Origin of the sequence: Paraburkholderia sp. SOS3 (assembly GCF_001922345.1) — a bacterium.
Classification (GTDB): Bacteria; Pseudomonadota; Gammaproteobacteria; order Burkholderiales; family Burkholderiaceae; genus Paraburkholderia.
Genome location: NZ_CP018811.1, coordinates 1880481 through 1894009, shown reverse-complemented (window position 1 = coordinate 1894009; position 13529 = coordinate 1880481). Strand labels below are relative to the sequence as shown.

Sequence of the window (13529 nt, the reverse complement as noted above, 5' to 3'; positions counted from 1 at the left end):
CTACTTTCCTCGCTGCTTCGTCACACCCACCCCGCTTCGAACTGTCAACGCAGCCGGTCAACTTACCGGATCGACGCCCTGATCAACACACCTGATCGCTCCGACGGCGCCACCATGTGGTCTGACACGTTCGCTTACGTCGACAGCAGGTGAATCCTACAAAGATTCGGAATGTTTCGATACAAGAAAACTCTCAAAATGATGTCGGTAGCAAACTTTTCTGACGAGCCGCCAACGGTGTTCCCATACAATTTAGCGATGCAAAATTTCTGGCGATCCCGATGCGAACCACTTTCCTGCTCGACGACTTCGAGCAATGCGTCTATACGCACGATCACGACAAGGCAACCGAACAACTGATCGCGCTGCTTGCGCTGCTCCAGCAAAAGCGCGGCGAACTCGATGACGATTTCCGCGCGTCGGGTCTCGCAGATTTACCGGAAGCGTTGCAGCAGCAGCGCTTCTGTGCGCGCGCCGCGACGGCCATTACCGTGCTCTTCGCCGATGCTTCGTTTCGTCCACCCGCCCCGGTCATCGAGGCGCTGATGTCGACGCACGCGCGGATCGGTTCGCTTTTCGCGGCAACGCCGCCCGGCAATGCCGACCATCTCGCGCGTTCTCTCTACCGAGCGTGGCAAGGCAGTCCTGCCGCGCACATGTCGAGCGCCGCGCGAAGCTCACTCGAGAAACTCTGCCTGCTTTATTCGAGCGAATCGGACCTGACGCTCGAACTCGACGACGTCTGGTCGCGCCATCCGATTGCTGCCGCAAGTCTTGCGCTCGCATTACTAGCGGCCGAGTTCCAGGGCTCCGCGAGCGCGCACGGCAAACGCGAGGCGCTGCTCGAATGGTTGCCGGGCAAGCTGGCGCAAATTGGCGACCTCGATGCGCTACCCACGGGCGTACTGCATAACGCGTACATGTATTGCAGCTACGCCGATACGCCGCGCCGGCATGCGATCAAGGCGGAGATCAATGTGCTCGTGCGCCGCAAGCTCGACGAACTCGGGCTCGCCGACCTCGAGTTCCCGGGCGTCCTGCCCGAACCGGACGCCACCCGCGCCGCTCGACGCAAGCAGCGAAAAAAGCCGCTCATGATCGTCGTGCTCGAGTGGTTCGGCAGCGCGCATTCGATTTACCGGACCCATTCGCGCACGCTCGCTGCCGCACGCGCGTATTTCGAAGTCGTCGGATTCGGCTTCGGCTACGCGGTCGACGAAACCGGCCGCGCGCTCTTCGATCGCTTTATCGAGCTGAGGGAGCCGGACTACATCGGCGAATGCCTGAAGACGGTGCGCGATTTCGCGCAAGCGGAACAGGCCGACGTGCTCTATATGCCGAGCGTCGGCATGTTCGTGTTGACCGTTTTCATGTCGAATCTACGCGTGGCGCCGCTGCAGATCGCGGCGCTCGGCCACCCGGCAACGACGCACTCGGCGCGCATCGACTATGTGAGCGTGGAGGAGGACTTTGTTGGCGACCCGCACTGCTTCAGCGAAACACTGCTGACGTTGCCGCGCAACGCTCAGCCGTATGTTGCATCGAGTGCGCTGCCGCCGGTCGCGCCCGCCGTGCCCGCGCGGCGCGACACGCTCGATATCGTTGTCACGGCGAGCCAGATGAAGCTCAATCCGCGCTTCTTCGAAGCATGCCGTCGGATTCAACAGCGTGCGCAAACGCCGGTGCAGTTTCATCTGATGACGGGCGCGCGGCACGGTCTGCTGCTCGAACATATGCGCCGGATCATCGCGCTCGCACTGCCGGGCGCGATCGTGCACGGCTTTCACGCGTACGCCGATTATCTTGCGCGCATTCATCGCGCGGATATGTTTCTGAGCCCGTTCCCGTTCGGCAACACGAACGGCATCGTCGACGCGTTCACGCTCGGCGTGCCAGGCGTCTGCGTCACGGGAACAGAAGTGTTCGAGCGCATCGACGGCGCACTCTTCGCACGTGCGGACATGCCGGCGTGGACCGTCGCCGCGTGCGTCGACGACTACGTGAACGCCGCCGTCAGGATGATCGACGGACATGGCGAGCGCGAAGCGCTGCGCGCACGCTTGATCGAAACGAAAGCGGTCGAACGGTATTACGAAGGCGATGCGTCGCTATTCGGCGAGCGCGTGTTGCGACTGGTGGAAGCGCAGCGGATGGAAACGTTGCGAGCCGGCGCTAGCGGGGCAAAAGCAGCGCCAACGTCGCGTGGCTTAACGGCTTAACGGCTTAGCGGCATGGCACACAGCGCTACGCTACCCATTGCCACGCGCCAGCACCTTCTCGAGCGCCATCGACCGCGCCGCCTCTTCAGCCGCTGCGGCTGTATTGAACACCGAGCCCGACACATGCACCTGATGCCATTCGGGCTCGTCGGACGCATCGCGGAAAATCCGGAAGCGTGCGCAGAAGCCATGCGGCGCGACGGGTACAACATCGATGTCGACCGATGCGCCTTCGATCTGGTGCCTGATATAGCCGTCCATAATGACCCCCCGCTTTGCGACACTGGAAATCGTAGCACTGGACCGCACGCGCGCACGCAAATCATGCCAATACGCATGTTGCAATGCGATAGCAACGGCTGACGATGAATGGAGCTGCAAGTGCGTTGGCGTCTGCCGCGAAACGATTGAGGCGGGTAAGGGTAAAGGAGCGCGTCCCGTGCGGCCCGGTACTCAGTCCGACTGGGCCTTGTCGCCATCGGTATGACTGACGAGTCTACCCGGCGAGAGCCATTTGAACGACGTGAGATTCTGGCCATCGAATCTGCATTCGATCGCTGCGGGAATGGCGAGCTTGACCGGTTTCTTCGACGCACGCGAGGTCGGCTTCTGACTGGCCGCCGCTGTCTGCTCCTGCGAGGACGCGAACGTCGGCGCAAGAACGCCGGCCATGCCGGCCGACGTGGGCGTCGATGTGGACGGTTGCACATCGGCCGATGTCCGCGGCGCGGCCCCGGCGGTCGACCTCTGCGCCGATGCCGTCGCAGAAGCACCCGGACGCGTTGCCACAGCCGAAGGCTGCCACGCAGCGGAGGGCCCGGAAGCCTCCGCTGCGTCCGACGCAGGCGGCCTTGCCCACGCCGCCGTGATCGCCGCGACCGACGAGGCCGGCACCATGCTTTCGAACGCACCTTCGACCACCACCCGGCTGCCGTGAATACCGGCGCCTGCATGGCTGATCTTCAGCGTTTCCGAGGCCGCCCGATCGGCGGCCGCGCTGCGCATCGTGTCTTCGCAGGCCGCAGTGTTCTTGTAGACGGTGCAACCGGCGAACAGCGCAAGCGCCGCAGCAGACGATACAACGGTGAAAACGCGGGTGTTCATAACTCGTCCGTTCTTGATCTGCGGGGCATTGTAGCCTGGAGCCGGCCGGACCTTCGCGACGCCGGCCGTCGGTAACCGGCGGCCGGCGGCCGGCGACCGCCGCAAGCAGCCGCACAGTCGACCGCGCACTCCCCCCATCAATTTGCCCACGCGTCGGGCAAGCTTTGCGTCAGCGTCGAGACAAAGTTCGCCGTCTCCTTCTCGCGCGGCCGCGTGAAGATCTCGCGCGACGGACCCGCCTCCACGACGACGCCGTTGCTGAGAAATAGCACATCGCGCGAGATCGATGCCGCAAGGCGCAGGTCGTGCGTCGCCATCAGCATCGTCATCCCTTCCTGCGCGAGCTGGCGCAGCACCTCGACGACTTCCGCCGCAAGACCAGGATCGAGCGCCGAGGTCGGCTCGTCGCACAACAGTACGTCGGGCGACGGCGCAAGCGCGCGCGCAATCGCGACACGCTGCTGCTGGCCGCCCGATAACGTGGTTGGCCACGCGTCCGCCTTGTGCGCGATCCCGACTTTCGCGAGCAGTTCCTGCGCCCGCGCACGCGCGCGTTCGACGTCCCACTTCTGCACAGTGACGAGCCCTTCCATCACGTTCTCGAGCACGGTCCGGTGCGGAAACAGCTGGAAATTCTGAAACACCATGCCCGTGCGACGGCGAATCGCAAGCACGGTGTCGCGCGGCGGCTTCGTCGCGCGGCTGAATTCGACGCGCAGATCGCCGAGCTCGAGCGTGCCTGCCTCCGGAATTTCAAGCAGGTTCACGCAGCGCAGCAAAGTGCTCTTGCCGCTGCCCGACGGACCGATCAGCGCCGTGACGCTGCCCGGTTCGAGCGCGAGGTCGACAGCGGAAAGCACACGATGGCTGCCAAAATACTTGTCGATTTTCTCGAGACGGATCATCAGCTGCTCGACTGGAAAAGCGCATGCCGCGCGAACCTGCGTTCGAGGTGCACCTGCGCGGAAGACAGCACCGAACTGAACACGAGATAGATCAGCGCGGCTTCCGTATAGAGGATCAGCGGTTCATAGGTGACGGACGCGATCCGTTGCGCTGCCTGGAAGATCTCCGGCACCGTCAGCACGGCCGCGAGCGACGTATCTTTGACAAGCGAGATAAACGAGTTCGACAGCGGCGGCAGCGCAACGCGCGCCGCCTGCGGCAGGATCACGCGCCATAATGCCTGGCCGCGCGTCATACCGATCGAATACGACGCTTCCCACTGCCCTTTCGGAATCGACTCGATGACGCCGCGGATCACTTCCGAATTGTACGCGCCGACATTGAGCGAAAAGCCGATAATCGCCGCCGTCAACGGATCGAGCACGATGCCGACGTTCGGCAAGCCGTAGAAAATCACGAACAGTTGCACGAGCAGCGGCGACCCGCGGATCAGCCAGACGTAGAAGCGCACGATGGCGACGGCCCACGGCGGCCCGAACAGTCGCACCAGCGCGACGATAAACGCGAGCGTCAACCCGAGCGCGAACGAAACAAGCGTCAGCGGCACGGTGAAGACGAGGCCCGCGTACAGGAGGGGCCACAAGGACTGCCCCATCAGATGCAGCCAGGCAGGCATGATTCAGGCTCGCGTGATTCGTGTTGTCAATGCGGCGTCAAAGCGATCAGGCGTGTACGCAGTCGCGCTCATTGCGAGACGTCTTTGCCGAAGTACTTGTCGGAGATCTTCGCATATGTGCCGTCGGCCTTCATATCGCGCAGTGCCTTGTCGATGGCGGCTTTCAGTTCAGGATTGCCCTTGCGGATCAGCACGGCGGACTTGTCGCTTTGCTCGCCCGTGTCGATCGCGGCAATCTTCACCTTCGCGTCCGGCTTGTGCTTCTTGAAGTCGAGGAACGACAGCGAATCGTTGACGGTTGCATCGACGCGCCCCGAGGTCAGCAGATCGATCGACTCGTTGAAACCCTGCACCGGCACGACTTCCGCGCCGTGCGCGGCCGCGAGTTTGCCGAAATTGCTCGTGAGCGTATTGGCCGACTTCTTGCCCTTCAGGTCGTCGAACGATTTGATCGTCGTATTGTCCGAACGGACGATCAGCGCCGCGTGCGACACGATATACGGGTCGGAGAAGTCGTATTTGACCTTGCGCGCGTCGGTAATCGCGACTTCGTTGATCACCGCGTCGTAGCGGTTCACGTCGAGACCGGCAATCAGGCCGTCCCACTTTCCTTCGACGAACTCCGGCTTCACGCCCATGCGCTTCGCGATTTCGCGGCCGATCTCGACGTCGAAGCCCGTCAGTTGCCCGGACGCGTCATGAAACGAGAACGGCGCGTACGTGCCCTCTGTGCCGATCTTGAACACGCCGGCGGATTTGACCTGCGCGAGGCCGTCCGCCGCAAACGCGGCGGTTGCGGTCGCAACCTGCAGCAGGCCGATGAGCAGAAGAGATCGAATCGACTTCATGAGTGAGCTCCGATAATTTGTTTTATCCGTCAAGGCGATGACCGCAGCATCATGCATGCCGCAGAGTGCGCGGACTGTAGCAAACGACTTATATTTCAGCAACGCATTTCGCGCTTTAACTATATGCGGTGGCGGAATAAGCTAGACTGAAACCGTGCATTTGGCAATGCGCACCTCTACGGGGCAAACCGCGTCGCACGCCGTCGAAAACAAGCCCGGCGCAATGCCGCGATACGTAAGTCACGCTGCCGGGAACCCGAAAACCGCCGTCCGCCAAGGACTCCGACGCGATGCATAGCCCGCCGAACCCCGCTTCCACCGCCGCCGCGCGCAGCTACCCGTCAGAATCCGACAGCGCATTGACGGCACTCGCCGCAAGCGCCGGACGAACCGCGCTGACACTCGAGTACCGGTGGCTGAACCCGCATCTGCGCGAAGCGCCGCTCGCTGTGTTTCTGCACGAAGGGCTCGGTTCGGTCTCGATGTGGAAAGACTGGCCGCAGTCGCTGTGCGATCGTCTCGGCATGCGCGGCCTGCTCTACTCACGGCCCGGCTACGGGCGTTCGACGCCTCGCCCGCACGGCACGACACTTCCGTTCAACTACCTGTCGACGCAAGCACACGACGTCTTGCCGGCGTTGCTCGACGCGCTGAACGTCGTCGCGCACGAGCGCGAGCGGATGTGGATCATTGGCCACAGCGACGGCGCGTCGATTGCGCTGCTCTATGCGAGCGCATTTCCGGACGCGCTCGCGGGAGCAGTGACCATTGCACCGCATATTTTCGTCGAGGATGTGTCGGTCGCGGAGGTGGCGCAGACGAGGATCGCCTACGAGCAAAAAGATCTGCGCGACAAGCTCGCCCGCTACCATGCCGACGTCGACTCGGCGTTTTACGGCTGGAGCGATATCTGGTTGAGCCCAACGTTCCGCACATGGAACATCGTTAGTCAGCTGCATGCGATTCAATGCCCGTTGCTCGCCGTGCAAGGCTGCGACGATCACTACGCCACGATGGCGCAAATCGACGGAATCGCCGATGAGGTACCGCACACGCGGCTCGTCAAGCTAAACAACTGCGGGCATTCGCCCCATGTCGAAGCAACACAGGCGCTTGACGACGCAATTGCCACGTTCGTATCTGCAACGAGGCGCTGACGCGATCCGCATTGCTACCGGCATAACAACCGCGCCACGCCGCGTGCATTCGCTACTGCGGCATGGCATGCGCATCGGCTGCACGTCACGCAGCGGCATCGACGGGCTCGGGCATCGGCGCCGGCTTGACCTTCTTCGGTGCATGCTTGCGCGCTTGCCACAGATCGTAGTCGGACTGCAAAGCGAGCCACAAGTCGGCACGGCCGCCACGATCGACGCCGAGCCATGCTTCGATACGCAACGCCATCTCCGGCGTCACACTGGCGCGCTCATGCAAGACGCGCGACAGCATCACGCGCGATACGCCGAGCTGGCTTGCAGCCTCCGTCACGCTCAACTGCAGCGCCGGCAACACATCTTCGCGCAGGATCGTGCCGGGATGCGGAGGATTAAACATCTTGGCCATAGAAACCTCTTCAGAAAAAACCGATGAAACGCTCTTCCAGACAAAGCAACCAATAGAGGAAAACACGTACACGTCAGTGATAATCCTCGTAATTGACGAGTTCTGCGTGACCCTCTTCGAATTCGAACGTCAAACGCCAGTTACCGTTGACCTGAACCGACCAGCAGTCTTTCCGCTTACCCTGCAACGCATGCAAACCCCAGCCGAACTGGTTCATGTCCGCCGGCAATTTTGCGTTGTTCAACACGCCCAGCTGACGGCTTAACTTTGCTGCATGAGACGACTGAATACCCTTTTCGCAACCCGTCCGAAAAAAACGCTCGAGGCCTTTGTGCTTGAATGATTGGATCATCTTCGACTTCCGGGACCGCGCCTGCCTCACGGCGTTGTCACATCCCCGCACCGACATCACTATAGACTGTAAACTAACGATTTACAATAGTGCAGAGTGAGGCAGGTTCACTCCGTGCCGCTATACAACAAACGATGTCTCACTGCGACGCTTTTCAGATGCGATCCGACAAGAAAAGCGGACAGGCAGTCACAGCGATCACGCGGCAATTCCGAGATCGATACGGGTAACTAACTAACAGGTTTAGACAGGCAGGAAAGCAGGCGACCGCCTGTGCAACTGCGGTCTATCATCTTCGATCTTCAGGGTCCGCCGCAATATGCCGTTCGGCCAGTGTGTGGCGATATCGCCGGCTGTTCGCCTCGATCCTGCGAAGGCACATGCGGGAGTAAGCGCATGACCGGGCGGCCACGCGCGGGCGTCGAAGCTGTGATTCAAACCGGCTGCGGAATATTCAAACCGCGGGCAACGGCGGGACGCGCAACGAACGCATCGAGCGCACGCGTGACATGAGGGAAGTCCGTAATGCCGACCAGTTCGCCTGCTTCGTAGAAACCGGTCAGATTGCGCACCCATGGAAAAACGGCGATGTCGGCGATCGTCAACATGTCGCCCATGACCCACTCGCGGCCCGCGAGCCGATCGTTGAGCACATCGAGCAGCCGCCTCGCTTCGGCGACATACCGGTCGCGCGGCCGCTTGTCCTCGTAGTCCTTACCGGCGAACTTATTGAAGAACCCGACTTGTCCGAACATCGGCCCAATGCCTCCCATCTGGAACATCAGCCACTGAATGGTTTCGTAGCGGCCCGCGGGCTTTTGCGGCATCAACTGACCGCTCTTGTCCGCGAGATAGACGAGGATCGCGCCCGACTCGAACAACGCGAGCGGCTCGCCTTGCGGACCGTTCGGGTCGATGATGGCCGGAATCTTTGCATTCGGATTGACCGATCGAAACTCGGGAGACTTCTGGTCGCCGGTGTCGAAGCTCACGCGATGCGGCTCATACGGCAAGCCGGTCTCCTCGAGCATGATCGAGACCTTCACGCCATTTGGCGTCGGCAACGAATACAGCTGGATCCGGTCGGGATGCCGTGCAGGCCACCGGGTTGTAATCGGAAAAGCGGATAGATCGGCCATCGAGCGTCTCCTGTTCGGCGAGTGGGTCATGATTTTGTTCAAGCGTTGCATGCGTCGCACTGCGCCGTCAACACACCCTCATCCACTCCGCTGCATCACGCCTGTCTCGCGCAGCTTCCCATAAATATTTAATGCCGCCGTGAAATGTTATGTTATATCATTCGCACGCTGCGCTTCGATGAATGACGCGTGAGCCGGGGCATCGGCCACGATGGATGGCGCGCATCGACGGAGTCCGCCGCCTGAAGACCACAGGCTAAAGGGCCAGGCGCCCGGGGCGGAGTCCTTAAAAAAAGATCAACAACTCAAACTACTTGTCCGGTATGAAATCTCGCACACACATTGCGCAGGCGGCCGTGTTGCTGTTTGCGGCGCTTGCAGGCAATCAGACATGGGCGGCCGGCGCGGCCACGAACGGCGCTGCGCGCGCGGCCACCACCGTGAGCGGTTCGGTCGAAGACGCGAACGGCAAACCGATCGCCAACGCACAGGTGAGCTTGAAAACCTCGAGCGGCAGCGACGCCGGCCATGCCCATACCGATGCCAACGGCCATTTCGAGCTGAACGACGTAGCACCAGGCGCATACGCCATCGCCGTCACGGCGACGGGCTTCGAGGCGACGACGAAGCTCGCCGACACGACAGGTGGAACCGCCGCGCCGCTAGCACTCAAGCTGAAGAAGGACGACACGCTCGACGTCAATGTCTACGCGAAGCGCCTCGACCAGGCACGCAATGGGCTCTTGCCCGAAACCGGCAGCAGCATTTACCGCATCACGAACGCCGATATTCAGGCGATGCCGCTCGGCGAAAACACGCCGCTGAACCAGGTGCTGCTGCAGGCGCCCGGCGTCGCCAACGATTCGTTCGGCCAGGTGCACGTGCGCGGCGATCACGCCGACCTGCAATACCGGATCAACGGCATCCAGATTCCGGAGCCGATCAGCGGCTTCGGTCAATCGCTCGACACGCGCATCATCGATCAGGTCAATCTGCTGACCGGCGCGCTGCCTGCCCAATACGGCGACCGCACGGCCGGCATCGTCGACATCCATACGAAGAACGGCGACACCGGCGACGGCGGTTCGATCGACGTGTTCGGCGGCAGCCATCAGACGCTGCGCACGAGCGCCGACGTGTATGGCAGCAAGGGCGACTTCAGCTATTTCTTTACGGGCTCGCTCGGCGTGAACAACCTCGGCATCGAGGCACCGACCGCGAGTCCGTCGCCGATTCACGACCACACCCGCCAGGGCGACGCGTTCGGCTACATGTCGTACCTGATCAATCCGTTGACGCGCGTCTCCGTGATGCTCGGTACCGCGGCCAATCAGTTCGAGATTCCGAACACGCCGGGGCTGCCCCAGATGTTCACGCTGGCCGGCACGCCGACCTTCAACTCGGCGAATCTGAACGAAACCCAGTCGGAACTGAACAATTATGCGGTCGTCGCGCTGCAAGGCACGAACGGCGGCGACTTCGACTATCAGGTCGCGCTGTCCACGCGCTACACGCGCACGCAGTTCAATCCCGATCCCGTTGGCGATCTGATTTTCAACGGCGTCGCGTCGAACGACTTCCACAACGACACCGCCAACACGCTGCAAGCCGACACGACATGGCGGCTCAATAGCACACACACGCTGCGCGGCGGCCTGCAGTTGCAGCAGGAACATGCGCAGTTCAGCGATACGGTGTCGGTGTTTCCGACCGACGCGGACGGCAATCAGGCATCGGACGTGCCGGTCACGCTGCAGGATTCGAGCAGCAAGACCGGTTATCTGTATAGCGCGTATCTGCAGGACGAGTGGAAGATCACCCCGAAGCTGACCCTGAACTACGGCCTGCGCTACGACGGCATGAACGAGTTCGTCAGCGCGCATCAGCTCAGTCCGCGCATCGGCGCCGTCTATCAGCTGACACCGGCGACGACACTGCACGCCGGTTACGCGCGCTACTTCACGCCGCCGTCGTTCGAACTGGTGTCGAGCGGCACGATCGGCCGCTTCGCCGGCACGACCAACGCGCCCGAGGTCACGCAAAACGACCCCGTGCAGCCCGAGCGCGACGACTATTACGACATCGGCGTCACGCAGCGTCTGGGCTCGGACGTGACGGTCGGGCTCGATGCGTACTACAAGAAGGCGCACAACCTGCTCGACGAGGGGCAGTTCGGCACCGCGCTGATCTTCGCGCCGTTCAACTATCAGTATGGGCGCGTCTACGGCATCGAATTCACCGCGAACTACAAGCACGAGAACATTGCGGCTTACCTGAACGTCGCGTATAGCCGCGCGCAAGGCAAGAACATCGACTCCGCGCAGTTCAACTTCGGCGCCGACGAACTCGCGTTCATCTCGAATCACTTCGTATTCCTCGATCACGATCAGCGCGTGACCGCGTCGTTCGGCGGCTCGTACACGTGGCACACGACCACGTTCACCGCGGACGGCACGGTCGGCAGCGGCCTGCGCTCGGGATTCGCGAATACCGACAAACTGCCGCTCTATGCGCAGGTCAATCTCGGCGTGATCGAGCACATCAATGCACCGCTGGTCGGCAAGGTCGACGTACGCGGCTCGGTCGTGAACGCGTTCGGCCGCGTCTATGAGCTGCGCGACGGTTCCGGGATCGGCGTCGGTGCGCCGCAATTCGGCCCGTATCGCGCGTTCTATGCGGGTATCACGAAGTATTTCTAAACCGCGTCAGATTCTCGAGGAAGGTTCGATGCAAGACTGGACAGGTATCGTGGAAGCAGCGCGCGTCGCGGGGTGGATCATCTACCCGCTCACGCTGCTTGCGCTCGTCGCGCTTTTTATCATCCTCGACCGGCTGTATGTGTTCTGGCGATTCGCGCGCGTGCCCGATATCGCGTCGTACGGCGGCGATATCAGCGCGCTGATCGCCACGCTCGCGCCGCAACACGCGCTGCGCCGGCTGCTGACGCCGCTCGTCGCCGAGTTCACGAAGCCCGCCTGGTGGATCGAGGAACGCGCGAGCGCGCTCGCGCTCGACGTGCAACGCGACATCTCGCGTGGTCTGTGGGTGCTCGAGACGATCGTCACGGCGGCGCCGCTCGTCGGTCTGCTGGGGACAATCGTCGGCATGATGCACGCATTCCGGCTGATCGGCGGCAACGGGCTCGTCAATCCAACCGGCGTGACCGGCGGCGTCGCGCAGGCGCTCGTTGCGACCGCGCTCGGGCTCGTGATCGCGCTCGTTGCGCTGTTCGCGTTCAACTACTTTTCGCGGCGCATCGACCGGCTCGTCGAGGAGCTCGAGACCTTCACGAGCGCGTGGCTCGCCGATATCAGGCTCGCGCGCGAGGAGGCTTCCTCCACGTCCGCTGCCGCGTCGGCCGCGTCCGCCTCCACAATCTCGGGCGCCGCGGCCGTCAGGATCGGCGCGTCCAGACCGATCGGCGCGAAGCCATGAGACTGCGTCGTTCACGCACCGCGAAGCGCGGGCGCATCGAGATCATCCCGATGATCGACGTGATGTTTTTTCTGCTCGCGACCTTCATGTTGACATCGCTATCGATGCAGCGACTCGACGCGATCCGCCTGACGCTGCCGCAAGGGCATGCCGAAGCGCTCGCGACCGAACAGCCGCTGACGCTCGCGATTGCGCGCGACGGCCACATCGAAATCAACCGTCAACGTGTATCGCTCGATCAAGTCGCGGCCACGATCCGGCGACTCGCCGGCCCGCGCGGCGACGTAGTGATCGCGGCGGATCAGGCGGCCGCAAACGGGATCGTCGTGCAGGCGATGCTGCACGCGCGCGAAGGCGGCGCTGAACATTTCCTCGTGGCTGTTCAGCGTGACCAGTAAGGTAGCGGCCGCGGGCGTAACCGATAAACGCGATCGCGTGCATACGATGCTCGATGCGCGTGGGCCGCGTGCGCTCGTCTGCGTGCTCGCGGCCGTCTCGATCTGGATCGGATTTTCCGCCGGGTTCGTGCACGGGCTATGGAACGCCGACGACAAAGCGAATACAACGAAGCAGCCGGCCGTGCTCGATGTGCGGCTCGTGCGCTTGCCGCCCGATGAGCCGCATCGGACGTCACCGCAGTCGGGCACGCACATGCCTGAAACGGCGGCACGCACAACGCCCGCGCCCGCTGCGCCGGCCGCCACGACAAAACCTGCGCAATCGACGCGTCACCGTATCGCGCCTGCGCCCGCGACTGCCGCGCCATCGCGCAATGTGTCGCGCCCCGCCGCAGCGCCGGTCGCTACACCGTCGCTCGTCGAAGGCAATGAGCGTGCGCAGCCTGTGGCGCCGCCGCCGACGACGGCCACGGCTACCGCAAACCCTGCGCAGCCGGCCGCTACGGCCCCAGTGGCATCTGCATCGTCGAACACGCTGCAGCCGAATGGCCCGGCGAAGTCAGCCGCAACAGCTAGAGCAGATTCATCGAGCGATCGGGCATCGACGAGCACGGGCAACGGTCCCGCGCACGCGATTCTGCAACCGTTGCCGTCCTTGCCCGACGATCTGCGCGAGGACGCGTTTCAAGCCGTCGCGACCGCGCGCTTTTCAGTTCATCGCGATGGCTCGGTCGACGTCGAACTGATCAAGCCGACGCACAATCCGCGGCTCAATCAGCTGCTGCTCGATGCCTTGAAAAAGTGGCGCTTCTTCCCCGCGATGAAAGACGGCCAGGCCATCGAAAGCACGCAGGACATCCGCGTGCATTTCAACGTCGATTGAGATCAG

Annotated in this window: 14 protein-coding genes; 6 read left to right on the top strand and 8 right to left on the bottom strand. The window is 62.6% G+C overall.

The window, feature by feature from the left end; translation table 11 throughout:
- The first annotated feature begins 281 nt into the window (after window positions 1-281).
- The gene (locus tag BTO02_RS08670) at window positions 282-2219 is read left to right on the top strand and encodes a glycosyl transferase family 1 (protein WP_075156691.1); all 1938 of its coding nucleotides are present in this window, start codon (window positions 282-284) and stop codon (window positions 2217-2219) included.
- 30 nt (window positions 2220-2249) lie between these two features.
- Here the strand turns inward: BTO02_RS08670 and BTO02_RS08665 are convergent, their stop codons facing one another.
- The 5 genes from BTO02_RS08665 to BTO02_RS08645 form a co-directional block, all read right to left on the bottom strand.
- Window positions 2250-2480: a hypothetical protein gene (locus tag BTO02_RS08665; protein WP_075156690.1), complete on the bottom strand. Its 231-nt coding sequence runs from the start codon at window positions 2478-2480 to the stop codon at window positions 2250-2252.
- Between the two features lie 192 nt (window positions 2481-2672).
- The gene (locus BTO02_RS08660; RefSeq protein ID WP_075156689.1) at window positions 2673-3323 is read right to left on the bottom strand and encodes a hypothetical protein; all 651 of its coding nucleotides are present in this window, start codon (window positions 3321-3323) and stop codon (window positions 2673-2675) included.
- 137 nt (window positions 3324-3460) lie between these two features.
- On the bottom strand, window positions 3461-4228 hold the full coding sequence (locus tag BTO02_RS08655; protein ID WP_075156688.1) for an amino acid ABC transporter ATP-binding protein: 768 nt from the start codon (window positions 4226-4228) through the stop codon (window positions 3461-3463).
- Window positions 4228-4905 (bottom strand): amino acid ABC transporter permease, encoded by a 678-nt coding sequence (locus tag BTO02_RS08650; RefSeq protein ID WP_075156687.1) that lies wholly within the window; start codon window positions 4903-4905, stop codon window positions 4228-4230. Before BTO02_RS08650 ends, BTO02_RS08655 begins: the two co-directional genes overlap by 1 nt.
- Window positions 4906-4973: 68 nt before the next feature.
- Window positions 4974-5753, bottom strand: coding sequence for an amino acid ABC transporter substrate-binding protein (locus BTO02_RS08645; protein ID WP_075156686.1), 780 nt, complete (start codon window positions 5751-5753; stop codon window positions 4974-4976).
- Window positions 5754-6043: 290 nt separating this feature from the next.
- Between BTO02_RS08645 and BTO02_RS08640 the strand changes: the two genes are divergently transcribed.
- Window positions 6044-6910: an alpha/beta fold hydrolase gene (locus tag BTO02_RS08640; protein WP_075156685.1), complete on the top strand. Its 867-nt coding sequence runs from the start codon at window positions 6044-6046 to the stop codon at window positions 6908-6910.
- An 85-nt stretch (window positions 6911-6995) separates the two neighbouring features.
- Here BTO02_RS08640 and BTO02_RS08635 read toward each other — a convergent pair whose 3' ends face one another.
- The 3 genes from BTO02_RS08635 to BTO02_RS08625 form a co-directional block, all read right to left on the bottom strand.
- A complete protein-coding gene (locus BTO02_RS08635; RefSeq protein WP_075156684.1) occupies window positions 6996-7316 on the bottom strand; it encodes a HigA family addiction module antitoxin in 321 nt (106 codons plus the stop codon).
- A gap of 73 nt (window positions 7317-7389) precedes the next feature.
- Window positions 7390-7668, bottom strand: a complete 279-nt coding sequence (locus BTO02_RS08630) for a type II toxin-antitoxin system RelE/ParE family toxin (protein ID WP_075158716.1) — start codon at window positions 7666-7668, stop codon at window positions 7390-7392.
- A gap of 434 nt (window positions 7669-8102) precedes the next feature.
- Window positions 8103-8807: a glutathione S-transferase N-terminal domain-containing protein gene (locus BTO02_RS08625; RefSeq protein WP_075156683.1), complete on the bottom strand. Its 705-nt coding sequence runs from the start codon at window positions 8805-8807 to the stop codon at window positions 8103-8105.
- A gap of 323 nt (window positions 8808-9130) precedes the next feature.
- Between BTO02_RS08625 and BTO02_RS08620 the strand changes: the two genes are divergently transcribed.
- The 4 genes from BTO02_RS08620 to BTO02_RS08605 are packed head-to-tail and all read left to right on the top strand — an operon-like array spanning window position 9131 to window position 13523.
- Window positions 9131-11506, top strand: coding sequence for a TonB-dependent receptor (locus BTO02_RS08620; RefSeq protein ID WP_075156682.1), 2376 nt, complete (start codon window positions 9131-9133; stop codon window positions 11504-11506).
- Window positions 11507-11534: 28 nt separating this feature from the next.
- A complete protein-coding gene (locus BTO02_RS08615) occupies window positions 11535-12242 on the top strand; it encodes a MotA/TolQ/ExbB proton channel family protein (RefSeq protein ID WP_075156681.1) in 708 nt (235 codons plus the stop codon).
- On the top strand, window positions 12239-12640 hold the full coding sequence (locus BTO02_RS08610) for an ExbD/TolR family protein (protein ID WP_075156680.1): 402 nt from the start codon (window positions 12239-12241) through the stop codon (window positions 12638-12640). Before BTO02_RS08615 ends, BTO02_RS08610 begins: the two co-directional genes overlap by 4 nt.
- Window positions 12630-13523, top strand: a complete 894-nt coding sequence (locus BTO02_RS08605; protein ID WP_075156679.1) for an energy transducer TonB — start codon at window positions 12630-12632, stop codon at window positions 13521-13523. The genes BTO02_RS08610 and BTO02_RS08605 overlap by 11 nt, the downstream gene beginning before the upstream one ends.
- Window positions 13524-13529: the final 6 nt, after the last annotated feature.

Coding starts and splice junctions, on each gene's coding strand:
- BTO02_RS08635 (WP_075156684.1), bottom strand. CDS start 7,316: ATGGCCAAGATGTTTAATCCTCCGCATCCCGGCACGATCCTGCGCGAA.
- BTO02_RS08620 (WP_075156682.1), top strand. CDS start 9,131: ATGAAATCTCGCACACACATTGCGCAGGCGGCCGTGTTGCTGTTTGCG.
- BTO02_RS08625 (WP_075156683.1), bottom strand. CDS start 8,807: ATGGCCGATCTATCCGCTTTTCCGATTACAACCCGGTGGCCTGCACGG.
- BTO02_RS08640 (WP_075156685.1), top strand. CDS start 6,044: ATGCATAGCCCGCCGAACCCCGCTTCCACCGCCGCCGCGCGCAGCTAC.
- BTO02_RS08670 (WP_075156691.1), top strand. CDS start 282: ATGCGAACCACTTTCCTGCTCGACGACTTCGAGCAATGCGTCTATACG.
- BTO02_RS08665 (WP_075156690.1), bottom strand. CDS start 2,480: ATGGACGGCTATATCAGGCACCAGATCGAAGGCGCATCGGTCGACATC.
- BTO02_RS08645 (WP_075156686.1), bottom strand. CDS start 5,753: ATGAAGTCGATTCGATCTCTTCTGCTCATCGGCCTGCTGCAGGTTGCG.
- BTO02_RS08655 (WP_075156688.1), bottom strand. CDS start 4,228: ATGATCCGTCTCGAGAAAATCGACAAGTATTTTGGCAGCCATCGTGTG.
- BTO02_RS08615 (WP_075156681.1), top strand. CDS start 11,535: ATGCAAGACTGGACAGGTATCGTGGAAGCAGCGCGCGTCGCGGGGTGG.
- BTO02_RS08660 (WP_075156689.1), bottom strand. CDS start 3,323: ATGAACACCCGCGTTTTCACCGTTGTATCGTCTGCTGCGGCGCTTGCG.
- BTO02_RS08650 (WP_075156687.1), bottom strand. CDS start 4,905: ATGCCTGCCTGGCTGCATCTGATGGGGCAGTCCTTGTGGCCCCTCCTG.
- BTO02_RS08610 (WP_075156680.1), top strand. CDS start 12,239: ATGAGACTGCGTCGTTCACGCACCGCGAAGCGCGGGCGCATCGAGATC.
- BTO02_RS08630 (WP_075158716.1), bottom strand. CDS start 7,668: ATGATCCAATCATTCAAGCACAAAGGCCTCGAGCGTTTTTTTCGGACG.